The organism is Sulfitobacter sp. PS-8MA (genome assembly GCF_040933935.1).
In the GTDB taxonomy this organism is placed as follows: Bacteria; Pseudomonadota; Alphaproteobacteria; order Rhodobacterales; family Rhodobacteraceae; genus Sulfitobacter.
Genome location: NZ_JBFQYJ010000006.1, coordinates 869,604 through 885,262 on the forward strand (window position 1 = coordinate 869,604; position 15,659 = coordinate 885,262).

Annotated in this window: 20 protein-coding genes; 14 read left to right on the forward strand and 6 right to left on the reverse strand. The window is 63.6% G+C overall.

From position 1 onward, the window contains the following. Nucleotides 1–71 precede the first annotated feature (71 nt). From AB4M76_RS08155 to AB4M76_RS08180, 6 genes are all read left to right on the forward strand, one after another. On the forward strand, nt 72–1,217 hold the full coding sequence (locus AB4M76_RS08155; protein ID WP_368441316.1) for an ABC transporter substrate-binding protein: 1,146 nt from the start codon (nt 72–74) through the stop codon (nt 1,215–1,217). An 87-nt stretch (nt 1,218–1,304) separates the two neighbouring features. After that, nucleotides 1,305–2,222, forward strand: a complete 918-nt coding sequence (locus tag AB4M76_RS08160) for a branched-chain amino acid ABC transporter permease (protein WP_368441318.1) — start codon at nt 1,305–1,307, stop codon at nt 2,220–2,222. Nucleotides 2,223–2,225: 3 nt separating this feature from the next. After that, complete coding sequence (locus AB4M76_RS08165; protein ID WP_368441319.1) at nt 2,226–3,209, forward strand: branched-chain amino acid ABC transporter permease; 984 nt, start codon at nt 2,226–2,228, stop codon at nt 3,207–3,209. Further along, nucleotides 3,202–3,957 (forward strand): ABC transporter ATP-binding protein, encoded by a 756-nt coding sequence (locus AB4M76_RS08170; RefSeq protein ID WP_368441320.1) that lies wholly within the window; start codon nt 3,202–3,204, stop codon nt 3,955–3,957. The genes AB4M76_RS08165 and AB4M76_RS08170 overlap by 8 nt, the downstream gene beginning before the upstream one ends. After that, a complete protein-coding gene (locus AB4M76_RS08175; protein WP_368441321.1) occupies nt 3,954–4,643 on the forward strand; it encodes an ABC transporter ATP-binding protein in 690 nt (229 codons plus the stop codon). The genes AB4M76_RS08170 and AB4M76_RS08175 overlap by 4 nt, the downstream gene beginning before the upstream one ends. Nucleotides 4,644–4,667: 24 nt before the next feature. Continuing rightward, entirely contained in the window at nt 4,668–5,066 is a 399-nt protein-coding gene (locus AB4M76_RS08180; protein ID WP_368441322.1) for a RidA family protein, read from the forward strand. A gap of 13 nt (nt 5,067–5,079) precedes the next feature. Here AB4M76_RS08180 and AB4M76_RS08185 read toward each other — a convergent pair whose 3' ends face one another. The 3 genes from AB4M76_RS08185 to AB4M76_RS08195 are packed head-to-tail and all read right to left on the reverse strand — an operon-like array spanning nt 5,080 to nt 7,119. Then, nucleotides 5,080–5,886: a metal ABC transporter permease gene (locus tag AB4M76_RS08185; protein ID WP_368441323.1), complete on the reverse strand. Its 807-nt coding sequence runs from the start codon at nt 5,884–5,886 to the stop codon at nt 5,080–5,082. After that, nucleotides 5,879–6,637: a metal ABC transporter ATP-binding protein gene (locus AB4M76_RS08190; RefSeq protein WP_368441324.1), complete on the reverse strand. Its 759-nt coding sequence runs from the start codon at nt 6,635–6,637 to the stop codon at nt 5,879–5,881. The genes AB4M76_RS08185 and AB4M76_RS08190 overlap by 8 nt, the downstream gene beginning before the upstream one ends. Beyond that, nucleotides 6,634–7,119 (reverse strand): Fur family transcriptional regulator, encoded by a 486-nt coding sequence (locus tag AB4M76_RS08195; protein WP_368441326.1) that lies wholly within the window; start codon nt 7,117–7,119, stop codon nt 6,634–6,636. The genes AB4M76_RS08190 and AB4M76_RS08195 overlap by 4 nt, the downstream gene beginning before the upstream one ends. Nucleotides 7,120–7,201: 82 nt before the next feature. Between AB4M76_RS08195 and AB4M76_RS08200 the strand changes: the two genes are divergently transcribed. Beyond that, a complete protein-coding gene (locus AB4M76_RS08200; RefSeq protein WP_368441327.1) occupies nt 7,202–8,248 on the forward strand; it encodes a zinc ABC transporter substrate-binding protein in 1,047 nt (348 codons plus the stop codon). Between the two features lie 9 nt (nt 8,249–8,257). Here the strand turns inward: AB4M76_RS08200 and AB4M76_RS08205 are convergent, their stop codons facing one another. Genes AB4M76_RS08205 through AB4M76_RS08215 form a run of 3 tightly spaced genes read right to left on the reverse strand, consistent with a single transcriptional unit; the run spans nt 8,258 to nt 10,021 of the window. Continuing rightward, on the reverse strand, nt 8,258–9,316 hold the full coding sequence (locus tag AB4M76_RS08205; RefSeq protein WP_368441328.1) for a YeeE/YedE family protein: 1,059 nt from the start codon (nt 9,314–9,316) through the stop codon (nt 8,258–8,260). Further along, nucleotides 9,309–9,647 (reverse strand): ArsR/SmtB family transcription factor, encoded by a 339-nt coding sequence (locus AB4M76_RS08210; protein WP_368441330.1) that lies wholly within the window; start codon nt 9,645–9,647, stop codon nt 9,309–9,311. Before AB4M76_RS08210 ends, AB4M76_RS08205 begins: the two co-directional genes overlap by 8 nt. Next, nucleotides 9,644–10,021 carry a hypothetical protein gene (locus tag AB4M76_RS08215; RefSeq protein WP_368441331.1) on the reverse strand — a complete coding sequence of 126 codons (378 nt, stop codon included), beginning with the start codon at nt 10,019–10,021 and terminating at the stop codon, nt 9,644–9,646. The genes AB4M76_RS08210 and AB4M76_RS08215 overlap by 4 nt, the downstream gene beginning before the upstream one ends. Nucleotides 10,022–10,118: 97 nt before the next feature. On the opposite strand from AB4M76_RS08215, the gene AB4M76_RS08220 reads away from it, so the two are divergent. The 7 genes from AB4M76_RS08220 to soxB all read left to right on the forward strand — a co-directional run bounded on the left by AB4M76_RS08220 (nt 10,119) and on the right by soxB (nt 15,655). Continuing rightward, nucleotides 10,119–10,856, forward strand: a complete 738-nt coding sequence (locus AB4M76_RS08220; RefSeq protein ID WP_368442403.1) for a cytochrome c biogenesis CcdA family protein — start codon at nt 10,119–10,121, stop codon at nt 10,854–10,856. 18 nt (nt 10,857–10,874) lie between these two features. After that, on the forward strand, nt 10,875–11,459 hold the full coding sequence (locus AB4M76_RS08225) for a thioredoxin family protein (protein ID WP_368441332.1): 585 nt from the start codon (nt 10,875–10,877) through the stop codon (nt 11,457–11,459). 138 nt (nt 11,460–11,597) lie between these two features. After that, nucleotides 11,598–12,071 carry a sulfur oxidation c-type cytochrome SoxX gene (soxX, locus tag AB4M76_RS08230; protein WP_368442404.1) on the forward strand — a complete coding sequence of 158 codons (474 nt, stop codon included), beginning with the start codon at nt 11,598–11,600 and terminating at the stop codon, nt 12,069–12,071. A 121-nt stretch (nt 12,072–12,192) separates the two neighbouring features. Next, nucleotides 12,193–12,612: a thiosulfate oxidation carrier protein SoxY gene (gene soxY, locus AB4M76_RS08235; RefSeq protein ID WP_368441333.1), complete on the forward strand. Its 420-nt coding sequence runs from the start codon at nt 12,193–12,195 to the stop codon at nt 12,610–12,612. 32 nt (nt 12,613–12,644) lie between these two features. Next, nucleotides 12,645–12,974, forward strand: a complete 330-nt coding sequence (gene soxZ, locus AB4M76_RS08240; RefSeq protein WP_368441334.1) for a thiosulfate oxidation carrier complex protein SoxZ — start codon at nt 12,645–12,647, stop codon at nt 12,972–12,974. Nucleotides 12,975–13,016: 42 nt separating this feature from the next. Continuing rightward, nucleotides 13,017–13,868 carry a sulfur oxidation c-type cytochrome SoxA gene (gene soxA / locus AB4M76_RS08245; protein WP_368441335.1) on the forward strand — a complete coding sequence of 284 codons (852 nt, stop codon included), beginning with the start codon at nt 13,017–13,019 and terminating at the stop codon, nt 13,866–13,868. An 86-nt stretch (nt 13,869–13,954) separates the two neighbouring features. Beyond that, a complete protein-coding gene (gene soxB, locus AB4M76_RS08250; RefSeq protein ID WP_368441336.1) occupies nt 13,955–15,655 on the forward strand; it encodes a thiosulfohydrolase SoxB in 1,701 nt (566 codons plus the stop codon). The last annotated feature ends 4 nt before the right edge of the window (nt 15,656–15,659 follow it).

A 15,659-nucleotide genomic window follows, 5' to 3' on the forward strand; every position in this document is an offset into this window, starting at 1 on the left:
CGTTAAGCTGGCAGAACGACCCAACAGAACGGGCCCGTCAAAGAGGCCCAAACCAACCAAGGGAGAAGGAAATGAAGATGAAATCACTGGTGATGGCGGCCTCGGTCGCGGCATTGGCGGCAGGCGGCGCATGGGCCGAAGAGGGCAAGGTGAAGGTCGGCATGATCACCACGCTCTCGGGCGGCGGCGCGGGTCTTGGCATCGACGTGCGCGACGGCTTTATGCTGGCGACCAAGATGGCCGGCAACGAGAACCTTGAAGTCGTGGTCGAAGACGACCAGCGCAAGCCCGAGATCGCGGTGCAACTGGCCGACAAGATGATCCAGTCCGAAAAGGTCGATGTGATGACCGGCATCATCTGGTCCAACCTTGCCATGGCCGTGGTGCCGGCGGCGACGGCGCAGGGGAAATTCTACCTCTCGCCCAACGCCGGTCCTTCGGCGCTGGCGGGCAAGGGCTGCAACCCGCTTTACTTCAACGTGGCATGGCAGAACGACAACCTGCATGAAGCGGCAGGGGCCTATGCCAATGACGCAGGCTACGAGAACACCTTCATGCTGGCGCCGAACTACCCGGCGGGCAAGGACGCGCTGACCGGCTACAAACGCACCTATGAGGGCGAGGCGGCGGGGGAGGTCTATACCGATCTGGGCCAGACCGACTATGCCGCCGAGATCGCGCAGATCCGGGCCTCGGGTGCGGACAGCGTGTTCTTCTTCCTGCCCGGCGGGATGGGGATTTCCTTCCTCAAACAATATGCCAACTCTGGCGTCGAACTGCCCGTTGTCGGCCCGGCCTTCAGCTTTGACCAAGGCATCTTGCAAGCCGTGGGCGAGGCCGCGCTTGGCATCAAGAACACAAGCCAGTGGAACAAGGACCTCGACAATGAAGCCAACAAGGCATTCGTCGAAGCCTTCCAGGAGGAATACGACCGTCTGCCATCGCTCTACGCGAGCCAAGGCTATGACACCGCGAACCTCTTGTTGAGCGCGATGGAGAAGGCCGATGTCTCGGATGCCGAAGCCTTTGGCGCGGCGTTGAAGGAAGCCGATTTCGACAGCGTGCGCGGCAAGTTCTCCTTTGGCAACAACCAGCACCCGGTGCAGGATTACTATGTGCGTGAAGTGGTGAAAGAGGGCGATGTTTACACCAACAAGCTCATCGGCCCCTCGCTGACCGACCACGCGGACGCCTACGCGGCTGACTGCAAAATGTAATCCCGCGCGGCCCCGGCGAGCCGTCGGGGCCGACATTTCCATGCATTCACGCCGGGCATCGTCCGGCGCGCCGGGAGGCTTTGCCAAATGTCACTCATCCTGCTCATTGAACAGGTGCTCAACGGGGTCCAATCCGGGATCATGCTGTTTCTAATGGCAGCGGGGCTCACGCTCATCTTCGGGGTCATGGGGCTCATTAACCTCGCCCATGGCTCGCTTTACATGGTCGGCGCTTTTGCGGCGGCGGCGGTGGCGGCGGCGACGGGGTCGTTCCTCTTGGCGCTGGTGGCGGCTTTGGCTGCGGCGGCACTTGCGGGCTGTCTGATCGAGATGACGGTGATCCGCAGGCTTTACGACCGCGACCACCTCGACCAAGTTCTCGCCACCTTCGCGCTGATCCTGATCTTTTCCGAAGGCACGCGGTTTCTCTTTGGCTCCTTCCCGCTGTTTCTCGACATTCCGGCGGCCCTTTCCGGCCCGGTGATGCTGCCGGGAGGCATCCAATATCCGCTCTATCGCCTCGTCATCATCGGCGTCGGTCTGGCGATTGCCGCCGGTCTCTTCCTGCTGATCGCCCGCACCCGTATCGGCATCCAGATCCGCGCGGGTGAGGCCGACCGCGAGATGATCGCGGCGCTTGGCGTCGACATTGCCAAGCTCTACACGCTGGTCTTCGCCCTCGGCGCGGCGCTCGCCGGACTCGCCGGTGCGCTGGTGGGGGCGATCCAGTCGGTCCAGGTGGGCATGGGCGAGCCGGTGCTGATCCTTGCCTTCGTCGTCATCGTCATCGGCGGCATCGGCTCGATCAAGGGCGCGCTGATCGGGGCGCTGCTGGTGGGGCTGACGGATACGCTCGGCTCGGTGCTGCTGCCGCTCTTCTTCGCCAATTTCATGGAAGCCTCTGCGGCCACGTCGGTCGGCTCCTCGCTCGCCTCCATGTCGATCTATATTCTCATGGCGGGGGTCTTGTTGTTCAAACCCACCGGCCTTTTCGGGGAGGCCTGAGCCATGCAGCGCGAAACCATTGTAAACACCTTTCTGTTCCTGCTGCTGCCCGGCACGGCGCTGGTGGCCTTTGCCCTTGACGAGCCCTTTATCATCACGCTGGCCACCAAGGCCGCGATCCTCGCGCTGGCGGGCGTCGGGCTGAACATCGCGCTTGGGCTTGGCGGGCTGGTGAGCTTTGGCCATGCGGCGTTTTTCGGCCTCGGCGGCTATGCCATGGGCATTCTCGCCGCCCATGCCCAAAGCTACACGCCGCTGATGGAAAGCCCCTTTCTGATCGAAGGCACCAAATCGATGCCGGTAATCTGGCTGGTGGCATTGGTTGTCTCTGCCCTCGCGGCGCTGTTGATCGGCGCGCTCTCGCTGCGCACCTCCGGCGTCTATTTCATCATGGTGACGCTCGCCTTCGGGCAGATGCTTTTCTACTTCGCGATCTCCTGGCCCGCCTATGGCGGTGAGGATGGGCTCTCGATCTATGTGCGCAACGGCTTTCCGGGGCTGAACACGCTGGACCCGCTGACCTTCTTTAGCATCGCCTTTGTCATCCTCGCAGCCGTTCTGTTCTTTGCCGGCCGTCTTGCCCGCGCGCCCTTTGGGCTGGCGCTTTCAGCGGCGCGGCAGAACGCGGAGCGGGTCGAAAGCGTGGGCCTTGCGCCGTTCCGGCTGCGGCTGGTGGCCTTTGTGATCTCGGGCGCGGTGACCGGGCTGGCGGGCGCGCTTTTTGCCGATCTCAACCGCTTTGTCAGCCCGACGATGTTCAGCTGGCAGACCTCGGGCGAGATCATGGTGTTCGTCATCCTTGGCGGGGTGGGGCGCTTGTTTGGCCCGGTGGCCGGGGCGGCGCTGTTCATCTTGCTGGAGCATGTGCTGGGCGGGCTTTCGGAGTTCTGGCATATCTATCTGGGGCTGCTGCTCCTGCTCGTCGTGCTCTTTGCCCGCGGCGGCATGATCGGCCTGATCGCGGGACGGGAGGTGGCCCATGACTGAAGCACTTTTGGATGTGCGCAACCTGCACAAGAGCTTTGGCGCGTTGAAGGCGACGGACGATGTCTCGCTGACCCTGCGCGAGGGCGAAATTCACGCGCTCATTGGCCCCAACGGCGCGGGGAAGTCGACGCTGATCAAACAGATCGCGGGCGGGCTGCGCTCGGATTCGGGCACGGTGCATTTCGCCGGGCGGGACGTGACGCCGCTCAGCACCGTGCAGCGCGCGCGGGCGGGGCTGGGGCGGACGTTTCAGATCTCCTCGCTGGCGATGGAATATACCGTGTTGCAAAACGCGGTGCTGGGCGCGCTTGGTCAATCGGGCCGGGTGATGCGTTTCTTTGCCCCGGTGATGCGGCAGGCCGAGCTGCGCGCGGAGGCGTTGCGGGCGTTGGAACTCGTCGGTCTTGCGGACCATGCGAGCAAACGCACCGCGGACCTCTCGCATGGGCTGCGGCGGCAGTTGGAGGTTGCGGTGGCCCTGACCCTGCGGCCCAAAGTGTTCCTGATGGATGAACCGATGGCCGGGCTGGGGGCAGGCGGCTCGAAAGCGCTGACCGGCTTTCTTGATGGGCTGCGCGCCGAGGCGCCGATCCTGTTGGTGGAACATGACATGGACGCGGTCTTTGCCCTCGCGGACCGGATTTCGGTGCTGGTTTACGGCCAGATCATCGCCACCGGCACCGCGGCAGAGATCAAGGCCGACCCACAGGTCCGCGTGGCCTATCTGGGCGAGGAGGACGCGGCATGAGCCTGCTGGAACTGAATGGGATCACCGCCGCCTACGGCCCCACACAGGCGCTTTTCGGCGTTGATCTGGCGCTGGAGCAGGGCGAGGTCTGCGCGCTGATGGGGCGCAACGGGATGGGCAAATCCTCAACCATCAAGGTGATCTGCCGGATGCTGAGACACGGCGAGGGCGCTGTTCGTTTTGACGGGCGCGACATCGGCGGGCTGCCCAGCTTCCGCGCCGCACAGGCCGGCATCGGGCTGGTGCCCGAAGGCCGCCGCTGCTTTGCGCCGCTCACGGTGCATGAAAACCTCATTGCTGCCGCGCGCCCTGGCGCTTGGGACGAAGCGCGGGTGACCGCCTTGTTCCCGCGTCTGGGGGAGCGGCGCGATCAGGCCGCAGGCTCGCTCTCGGGGGGTGAGCAACAAATGCTGGCCATTGGCCGGGCGCTGATGACCAACCCCAAACTGTTGCTTCTGGATGAGGCAACCGAAGGGCTGGCCCCGGTCGTCCGGCAGGAAATCTGGGCCGCTGTGGCCCAGCTGAAGCGTGACAGCGGCTTGGCGCTGCTGGTGGTGGACAAATCCCTCGCCGAGCTGCGCCGGATCGCGGATCACGCGGTCATTCTCGAACGCGGACGCTCGGTCTGGGCCGGTCCAATGCCCGCGCTGGACGCGCAGGTTGCCGATACATTTCTGGGTGTCTGACCCATCTACCAAAAGGAAAATCTCATGTCTCATCAAGTCATCCAGCCCGAAGGCTGGGCCCCCGCCAAAGGCTATGCCAACGGTATTCTCAGCGCCAATGGTCATCTCTTCGTGGGCGGCCAGATCGGCTGGACCGCGGATCAGAAGTTCGAATGCCATGACTTCATCGGCCAGATGAAACAGGCGCTGCAAAACATCCGCGAGGTGGTCGAGGCGGCGGGCGGCAAGCCCGAGGATATCACCCGTCTGACGTGGTATGTGACGGATAAGAAAGAATATCTCGCCGCGCAAAAGGACGTGGGCCGGGCTTACCGGGAAATCCTTGGCAAGCATTTCCCGGCCATGGCAATGGTCGTGGTGGCCGATCTGATCGAAGATGAGGCCAGACTTGAGATCGAAGCCGACGCGGTGATCGCGCGTTAAGCTGCGGCTGTGCTCAGCCTCGGCGGCGCAGCGCAGGCAGCGCCGCCGAGAAGGCCGAGGAGAGCGCGAAAAACGCGGCGGCGATGCTGACGATGCTCGGCCCCGTGGGCGTGTCGAACTCCAGCGAAGCCATCAGGCCGCCGAGCGCGGCAAGCGCGCCCAGGACCATCGCCCAGAGCGCCATGGTCTCCGGGGTACGGGCAAAGGGGCGGGCGGTGGCAGCGGGGATGATCAGCATGGCGGCAATGAGCAGCGCGCCGACGACTTTGATCGCCACGGCCACCATGATCGCCAGCGCCAGTGTCAGGATCAATTGCTCCCGTTTCGGGTTCCCGCCAGAGGCTTGGGCCAGGTCCGGGTTCAACGTCGCCGCGAGCAGCGCCGACCAACGCCAGGCCAGCAGCAAGGCCACCGCCAGCGCACCGCCCCAGATCACCGCAAGGTCAAAGCGGGTCACGGCCAAAATCTCCCCAAAGAGGTAGGACGACAGGTCCACCCGCTGTCCCGGCAACAGCGACACCGCCACCAGCCCAAGCGCCAGCGCGGAATGGGCCATGACGCCCAAAAGCGCATCGGCACTCACATTGCGGCCCGAGAGCGTGCTGATCACCAGCGCCATCACCAAGGCCACCAAGAGCACCCCTGCGGTGATGGGCAGCTCCGTGGCCAGCGCCAGTGCCACGCCTAGGAGGGCAGCGTGGCTTGTGGCATCCCCGAAATAGGCCATGCGCCGCCAGATCACGAAACAGCCCAAGGGGGCGGCGGCCAGCGCCACGCCCAACCCGGCAAGGGCGGCGCGCAGGATAAAGTCGTCAAGCATTCTCGGTCTCTTTATGCTGGCGGTCGCAGGCGCCGTGATGGTGGTGGTGGTGATGGTCGTGGTCATGCCGGTAGAGCGCCAGCGCCCCTTGGGTACCGGTGCCGAAAAGCGCGCGGTATTCCGGCGCTTCGGATACGGTCTCGGGCGTGCCTTCGCAGCAGATATGACCGTTGAGGCACAGCACCCGGTCGCTTGCCGCCATGACCACATGCAGATCATGGCTCACCATCAGCACGGCGCAGCCAAGGTCTTGGCGCACCGCTTCGATCTGGCGGTAAAAGGCGGCGGAGCCGGGCTGGTCGAGCCCTTGGGTTGCCTCATCGAGGATCAGCAGATCGGGTTTTTCCAGCAGCGCACGGGCCAGCAGCACGCGCTGGAACTGGCCGCCGGAGAGGTCCACCATCTGCCGCTCGGCAAGATCCGACACGCCAGCGGTGGCCAGCGCGGCCCGGAGCGCCTCCGGCGCACGGCGGCGGGGCAGGTTGACGAAGCGGCGCACGGTCAGCGGCAGGGTGCCGTCGATCTGCAACTTTTGCGGCACATAGCCGATCCGCAGCCCCGGCTTGCGGGTGATCTTGCCCGCAGCCGGTTTGAGCGCCCCGATCAAGGCGCGCAACAGGCTGGATTTGCCGGAGCCATTGGGGCCAACGACGGTCACGATCTCGCCCCGCCGAAGGGTGAAATTCACATCGCGCAGCACGGTCTGCCCGTCATGGCGCAGGGTCAGGCCAGAAGTCTGGATCAAGCTCATTTGTCGGGGTCACCTTTCTGGCAGGCGGGGCAGAGACCTTCGGCCTCGACCACGCTGCGCTCGATCCGAAAGCCCGCCGCGCGGGCGGCATCGCCGAGACGGCTTTGCGACGGCAGGGTCTCAGCCTCGGCCACCGAGCGGCAGCCGCGGCAGATCAGAAAGGCCGGCGCGTGGTCCGCGCCCGGCTGCACACAGCCGACATAGGCATTCAGCGCTTCGACCTTATGCGCGAGCCCCGCCTTCACCAAAAAATCCAAGGCGCGGTAGGCCACCGGGGGCTGCGCGCCCAGACCCTCTGCCGAGAGATGCGCAAGCAGATCATAGGCGCCCAGAGCGCGGTGCTCGGCCAGCAAAATCTCCAGGGCGCGGCGGCGCACCGGGGTCAGGCGCAGCCCCCGGGCCGCGCATTGCGCTTCGGCGGCCTGCATCGTGCTGCGCATACAGGCGGCGTGGTCGTGGTCACGAAATTCAATGGCGGACATGGCGGCCTCCGGTGGTTTTGGGATTGATATGATATAACATCATTGCTAGCAAGGTGATATTATAACATTACGAGGATCTACCATGTTTCGTTTCTCCTTGCCTGCTGCGGTTCTTGCCGCCAGCTCGGCCCCGCTTTGGGCGGATGTGCCTGCCGTCGCCACCGATATCGCGCCGGTGCAGGCGCTGGTGGCGCAGGTGATGAAAGGGGTGGGGGAGCCGGCGCTTATCGTGCCGCCCGCCGCCTCGCCCCATGGCTATGCCATGCGCCCCTCCGAAGCCCGCGCGTTGAGCGGCGCGGATCTGGTCGTCTGGGTTGGCCCGGCGCTGACCCCGTGGTTGGCCGAGCCTTTGGAGACTTTGGCCGGGGAGGCGCAGCATCTGGCGCTTATGGCGCAGCCCGGCACCCGTGTCCTTGGCTTCCGCGAAGGGGCGCGTTTCGAAGCGCATGATCATGGCGATGACGAAGGTCATGGTGATGTGCATCATGAGGATGAGGGCCACGATCACGAGGGGCATGATCACGACGGGCATGATCACGAGGGCCACAACCACGAGGGCCACGCCGATGAGGCCCACGCCGATCCCGCAGGTCACGACGGCCATGGGCATGGCAGCGATGACCCCCATGTCTGGCTGGATCCGCGCAATGGGCAGCTTTGGCTGGGCCAGATCGCGGTCACCCTGGCCGAGCTCGACCCCGACAACGCCGCGCAATACCGCGCGAATGCGGCCGCAGCACAGGCCGAATTGGCCGCGCTTGAGGGCGAGATCGCGGAACGGCTCGCCCCGGTCAAGGACCGCCCCTTCATCGTTTTCCACGACGCCTACCATTATTTCGAGGCCCGTTTCGACATTGAGGCCGTCGGCGCCATCAGCGAAAACGACGCCCGCACGCCCGGCGCGGCTCGTGTGGCGGAGCTGCGCGAGCTGGTGCGTGACAGCGGGGCAAAATGCGTCTTTGCGGAGCCGCAGTTCAACCCCGGTCTCATTGCCGCAGTGAGCGAGGGGCAGGGAATCAAGACCGGCACGCTGGACCCGATCGGGGCAGAGCTTGCGCCGGGGGCTGGGCTTTACACCGATCTGCTGCGCGGCATGGCCGAGGGCATGGCGAACTGCCTGTCGGACTAGGCCGCGCGGTCAGACCGGGTTGCTGCGAAACCCGACAATCAGCTGGCGCAGTCCAAGGGCTGCGCCGGCGACGATGGCGGCCAAGGTCACCGGGCCGCTGAAGGCCAGCACCGAGATCGCGGAGATACCTTGGCCGATGGTGCAGCCCATGGCGATCACCGCCCCCGCTCCCATCAGCCCCGCGCCAAAGATCTGTCGGCGCAGCTCGCGCGGGTCCTCGCAGGCTTCCCAACGGAAATGCCCCTGCCAGAGCGAGCCGATAAAGGCCCCGACCCAGACCCCCGCGACCGAACCAATGCCAAAGCTGAGCGGGCGCACCGAGCCTTGCATCGCATAGAGCAGGGTTTCCCCCACCGGTGCGGCATAGCTGTGCGAAAGCAGCGTCTGCGCGCCAAAGCCGTTGCGGGCGAGCCAGGCGGTGCCGGCCCAGCCTGACACCACGGCAAGCCCTGCAACACTGCCCCAGATCACCGCCCGCAGGTCACGCCGGAAATCCCGCGCCGCCAGCATCAGCAGACAGAGCAGCAGCCCCAGCCCCATGCCGATCAGCGGCACCGACCCGCCGGTGAGGGCGGCCAGCGCATGGGCAATCCCGTCCGGCGGGCCGTGGTTGAGACTGCGGGGAAAGAGCAGCATTCGCGCCGGGGCGAGCGGGCCGCTCAGCACCGCAAAGGCGGTCAGCCCCATGACCAGGACGATGACAAAGGCGCGCAGATCACCGCCGCCAAGCCGCGCCAGCGCGCCATAGCCGCAGGTGCCGGCCAGCGCCATGCCATAGCCGAACAGCAACCCGCCCGCGATGGCGGGGGCCCAGGCGAAGTGCACGCCGAGGTAAAAGGCGCGGTCGATGTTGATCAGACCCAAAGCCGCCAGCGCGAAGCTGCCGAAGATCGCCACGCCAATCGCCAGCCCCCACATCCGCATCCGCTGGGAAGAGCCGCCATAGAGCATGTCCTCGATCGCGCCCAGGGTGCAAAACCGCCCCAGACGGGCCGCGAGGCCCAGCAACATGCCGCCGACTCCGCCCAGCAGGGCGGCGGTCAGGGGCTGGCCGAAAAGCTCAATCATCTTTGCAGAACAATTCGTAGACCAGTTCCAGCATCTTGCGCGGACGGTCATCGGCGAGCCGGTAAAAGATCGTCTTGCCCTCACGCCGGGGTTCGACCAGACCCTCCAGCCGCAGCCGCGACAATTGCTGCGACACCGCCGCCTGTCGGCTCGACAGCAGGGCTTCCAACTCGCTCACCGATTTCTCGCCCGAGACAAGATGGCACAGGATCATCAGCCGCCCCTCATGGCTGATCGCCTTAAGGAAGTTTGACGCGGTCACAGCATTGCTGAGCATCCGGTCCATGTCCTCTTCGGACATATCCGGGGTGATGACGGGCAGGGCGGTCATTCGGTCATATCCTCATCTTCGGGGGGCGCATAGCTGGTCTTGTCGGTCAGCAGACGCGCGAGCAGCGGCCAAAAGAATTCCGGGCCCGGATAGCCTTCGAGGCGGCCCAGTTCCGCGCCCTCTTCGACCAGAAGAAATGTCGGCGTAAAGACCACGGCGCGGGCGGTGTCGACCGTGTCGCCCACCTCCGAAATATCGACCCGGCGCAGTGGCGCAAATTCCCCCTCGGCGGTCTTGGGATAGGCGGGGGCGATCTCTTCGTTCCAGCGCTCGCAATAGACGCAGCCGGGCTGTTCGACCATCACCAGTTCCACCGCCCATGCGGGCAGGGCGGTCAGAGCGGTGAGGCTCAGGGCGGTTAATATACGGATCATCGGCCTGCCTGATTGACGTTTGGAGAACGCTCAACGTAATTTGAATATGAATTTCGATCAAGCGCTACGCGACATGACGCCGCGCAATGGGGGATACATGTTCGACATCAGCTATGCTGGCGCCTTATTTGCCGGTCTGCTCAGCTTTTTCACACCCTGCATCCTGCCGATGGTGCCCTTCTACCTGAGCTATATGGCAGGTCTCAGCGTGACCGAGTTGCGCGGGGACGGGGTGATTGCACCGGGCGCGCAGCGGCGTCTGGTGCTGTCGTCGGTGCTGTTCGCACTTGGGGTGACGACAATTTTCGTGCTGCTGGGCATGGGGGCGACGGCTCTGGGGCAGTTGTTCACGCAATATCTCGAGCCGCTCAGCTGGGTCGCGGCGGCGATCTTGTTGCTGTTCGGCCTGCATTTTCTCGGCGTGGTCAAAGTGCCGCTGCTCTACCGCGAAGCGCGGCTTGAGGGCGGCGGCAAACCCACGTCGGTCTGGGGCGCCTATGTGATGGGGCTGGCCTTTGGCTTTGGCTGGACGCCCTGTGTGGGGCCGGCACTGGCGGCGATCTTGATGATTGCCTCGGGCATGGGCGATGTCTGGCACGGCGGTCTGCTGCTCGCGGCCTATGGCGCAGGGATGACCGCGCCTTTCGTGGTGGCAGCGCTTTTTGCGAAACCGTTCCTGAACTGGGCCTCGCGGAATATGGCGCTGGTGCAGAAGGTCGAAAAGGTCATGGGCGCCATGCTGATCCTTTTTGCTGTGCTGATCGTGACCGGGGGCGTACAATGGATCGCAGATGTGATGATCCGCTGGTTCCCCAGCTTCACAACATTGGGCTAACTTAGGGAGGAGGCCGATATGCGTTTTTCAAGGATCTTTGCCACCGGCTTGGCCGCCGTTCTGGCACTGCCGCTGGCGGCGGCGGAAATGGGCGATGACGGGCTGCATAAAACCAGCTGGATGCGCGACACCTTCAAAGACCTGCGCGAGGATTTGGAAGAGGCCAATGCCGAGGACAAGCGGCTCATGCTGATGTTCGAACAGCGCGGCTGTGTCTATTGCACCAAGATGCATGAGGAGATTTTCCCGACCGAGGTGATCGCCGACTATCTCGATGAGAATTATTTCGTCGTGCAGTTGAACCTGCATGGCGACATCGAAGTCACGGATTTCGATGGGGAAACCCTGTCGGAAAAGCAGATGGCGCGGAAATGGGGGATTCTGTTTACCCCCACGATGATGTTCCTGCCGCAAGAGGTGCCGGAAGCGGCCACCGCCCCGCAGGCCGCCGTGGCGGTGATGCCCGGTGCCTTTGGCGTTGGCACCACATTGGACATGCTCACCTGGGTGAACGAAGAGCGCTATGCCCTTGACGGCGATGAGGATTTTCAACGCTACCATGCGCGGATGATCCAAGAGCGCGACAACGGCAGCACCGATTGACGCCGCAGGTCGGGCGGCAGGGTAAATAGCTATTCAAAAGTTTGAATTTGTTGTTGCGCCTCGCCCGCTGCCTGCCTTAGGGTCTTTGTAACCGGATCACACATCAACGTGATCGGCACTGGGAGGAAGTTTTCGATGATGAAATGGATTGTCGCCGCAATCGTATCTGGCGCGCCGGTACTTGCCGCCGCTGAAACCGTGGCACCCGCCGATGTCACCTTTGACGATTACGGTGCGGTTGAGGGCTCCCTGACCGGGACGCCGGGCGACGCGGCGAATGGCGCGACCATCGTCGGGAGCAAACAGGCCGGCAACTGCATCGCCTGCCACCAGATCAGCGCCTTGAGCGACGTGCCGTTCCACGGCGAAGTGGGGCCGATGCTGGATGGCGCCGGCGACCGGTGGAGCGAAGCCGAACTGCGCGGCATCGTGGCCAATAGCAAGAAGACGTTCGAAGGCTCGATGATGCCGTCCTATTACAAGACCACGGGCTTCATCCGCCCCGGCGATGGCTATACCGGCAAAGCGGGCGAAGAGCCGCTGCCGCCGCTGCTTGAAGCCCAGCAGATCGAAGATGTCGTCGCCTTCTTGGCGACGCTGAAAGAAGAGTAACGCGGCCAGCCCGGCACCCTGAGGGGTGCGGCGGGGTGACCGGTGCAAGAGATCGCGGTGCGGCGCACCGTGGAATGGAATGACGGCGCGCTGCGCCGCAGACGAATAAGGAGAGTGAGAGATGAACTTCTCAAGACGTGAAACACTGGGCCTCGGCCTTGGCGCCATGGCGCTGACGGTCCTGCCAATGGGCGCTTCGGCCGCCACCGTGGACGAGCTGATCGCGGATTTCACCGGCGGCGCCGATATGGCCGACACCGGCGTGACCCTGACCGCCCCCGAGATCGCCGAGAACGGCAACACCGTGCCAATCTCCGTCGAAGCGGAAGGCGCCTCTGAGATCATGGTGCTGGCCACCGGCAACCCGACCCCGCCCGTGGGCACTTTCAAATTCGGCCCGCTGGCCGGTTCGCGCAGCGCTTCGACCCGCATTCGCTTGGCCACGACCCAGGAAGTCGTCGCCATCGCCAAGCTGGAAGACGGCACCTTTGCCCGCACCAGCGCCGAGATCAAAGTCACAATCGGCGGCTGCGGCGGTTAACCCCGCGCGCCCCATATACAGGAGTTTAGAACATGGCAGAAGGTGTAACCCCTCGCGTCAAAGTCCCGAAAAAAGCTGAAGCGGGGGAGGTCATTACGATCAAGACCCTGATCAGTCACCCGATGGAATCGGGCCAGCGTAAGGACAAAGACGGCAATGTCATTCCGCAGTCGATCATCAACCGCTTCACCTGCGAATTCAACGGTGAGACGGTGATCGACATCAAGATGGAACCGGCGATGTCGACCAACCCCTATTTCGAATTTGACGCCCAAGTGCCAGAGGCGGGTGATTTCAAATTCACGTGGTACGACGACGATGGTTCGATCTACGAAGAGGTCAAATCCGTCGCGGTAGGCTGATCTGCATTGGGCAGCGCCGCGTATGGAACAGGGAGGAAAGACATGAAATTTAAGGCAATGACCGCTGTGGCGGCGCTTTTGGTGGCTGCACCGACGCTGGGGATGGCGGATGAGGAAGCCGAGCTCGTCGTCAATGGCGAGATTGAAATGGTGACCAAAACCGAAGCCCCCGCGCATCTTGAGGGGGCTTTGCCGGAAATCATGTCTGGCTGGCGTTTCCGTTCGGATGAGACCCAGCAAACCCAGATGGATGACTTCGACAACCCCGGTCTGATCTTTGTGGACCAGGCGCAGGCCGCCTGGGACACGGTCGAGGGCAGCGAAGGCAAATCCTGCGCGTCCTGCCACAATGACCCGGCCTCTTCGATGGAGGGCGTCCGCGCTGTCTATCCCAAGTGGAACGAAGAGGCGGGCGAGGTGCGCACCCTTGCGATGCAGATCAACGACTGCCGCGAGAACCAGATGGGTGCCGAGCCATATAAATACACCGGCAGCAAGATGACCGCGATGGAGGCTCTGATCTCGATCGAGTCGCGGGGCATGCCGGTGAATGTCGCCATCGACGGTCCGGCCCAGAGCACTTGGGAGCAGGGCAAGGAGATGTATTACACCCGGTACGGTCAGCTGGAGCTCAGCTGCGCCAATTGTCATGAAGACAATTACGGGAACATGATCCGCGCCGACCACCTGAGCCAGGGCCAGATCAACGGCTTCCCGGTGTACCGCTTGAAAAACACCAAGCTGAACAGCAGTCACGCCCGTTTCAAAGGCTGCGTGCGTGACACCCGTGCCGAGACCTTCAAGCCCGGCAGCCCCGAGTTCGTGGCGCTGGAGCTTTACGTCGCGAGCCGCGGCAATGGCCTCTCGGTCGAAGCACCTTCGGTGCGCAACTAAACACGATGCCGGGCATTTCGCCTGACATGATCCCGTCCCTCAAAAGGGGCGGGGCCTTTCCTTGTTTCTAACAGACGGAGCCTGACATGCTGTCTCGCCGTGATTTTCTGCAAATGTCCATGGCCGCGGCCTCCATCTATGGCGGGTCGGGCTTTGGCAACTGGGCGCGGCTGGCCGCGCAGGACAAATTTGACCAAGACGCGCTGCTGGAGTTCGAGAAGTTCGGCAATGTCACCTTGATGCATGTCACCGACATCCACGCGCAGTTGAAACCGATCTATTTCCGCGAGCCGTCGGTCAATATCGGCGTGGGCGAGAACCGCGGCGAGGTACCCCATATCACCGGCGAAGACTTCCGCCGCCGCTATGGCATCGGTGGCGGCACGCCGCTGGACTATGCGCTGACCTATGATGATTTCGTGGCGCAGGCACAGGCCTACGGCAAGGTCGGCGGGCTGGACCGTGTGGCGACCGTGCTGAACGCCATTCGCGCGGACCGGCCTGATGCGCTGCTCTTGGACGGCGGCGACACATGGCACGGCTCGATGACCTGTCTCAAGACCGAAGGTCAGGACATGGTCAATGTGATGAACGCGCTGAAGCCCGACGCGATGACTTTTCACTGGGAGTTCACGCTGGGTTCTGAGCGGGTGCAGGAGATCGTCGAGGGGCTGCCCTATGCCGCCCTTGGCCAGAACATCTTTGATGCGGAATGGGACGAGCCTGCGGAACTGTTCAAACCGTATAAATTCTTTGAGCGCGGTGGCGTGAAGGTCGCGGTGATCGGGCAGGCTTTCCCCTATCTGCCAATCGCCAACCCGGGCTGGATGTTCCCTGAATACTCCTTTGGCATCCGCGATGAGCATATGCAGTCGATGGTCGACGAGGTGCGCGCCCAAGGCGCCGAGGTGGTCGTCTGCCTGAGCCACAACGGCTTTGACGTCGACAAGAAAATGGCGGGGATCGTCAAGGGGATCGACGTGATCCTCTCGGGCCACACCCATGACGCGCTGCCCGAGCCGGTGCTGGTGGGCGAGACCCATATCATCGCCTCCGGCTCGCACGGGAAATTCGTTTCCCGCGTCGATCTCGATGTGCGTGACGGCAAGATGATGGGCATCCGCCACAAGCTGATCCCGATCTTCTCGGATCTGATCACCCCGGATGCCGAGATTGCCAAGCTGATCGACGCGCAGCGGGCGCCGTTCCTTGACGAATTGACCCATGTGGTCGGCAAGACCGACGCGCTGCTTTACCGTCGCGGCAATTTCAACGGCACCTGGGATGATCTGATCTGCGACGCCATGCTGTCCGAGCGCGACGCCGAGATCGCGCTGAGCCCCGGTGTCCGCTGGGGCGCGTCGATCCTGCCCGGTCAGGACATCACCCGCGAGGATATCTTCAACGTCACCTCGATGACCTATCCCAATACCTACCGCACGGAGATGACGGGCGAATTCCTGAAAGTCGTGCTCGAAGATGTGGGCGACAACCTGTTCAACCCCGATCCCTATTACCAGCAGGGCGGCGACATGGTGCGCGTCGGCGGCATGGGCTTCAAGATGGATATTGCCAAACCGCAGGGCGAGCGGATCAGCGAGATGACCCTGCTCACCTCCGGTGAGCCGATCGACCCGCAGCGCAGCTATGTTGTGGCCGGTTGGGCTTCGGTCAATGAGGGCACCGAAGGGCCGCCGATCTGGGATGTGGTGGAAAGCCATATCTCCAAATTGGGAACGGTTTCCGATGGCGCCCGGACTCCGGTGAAATACGTTCTGCCAAAGTAATAAA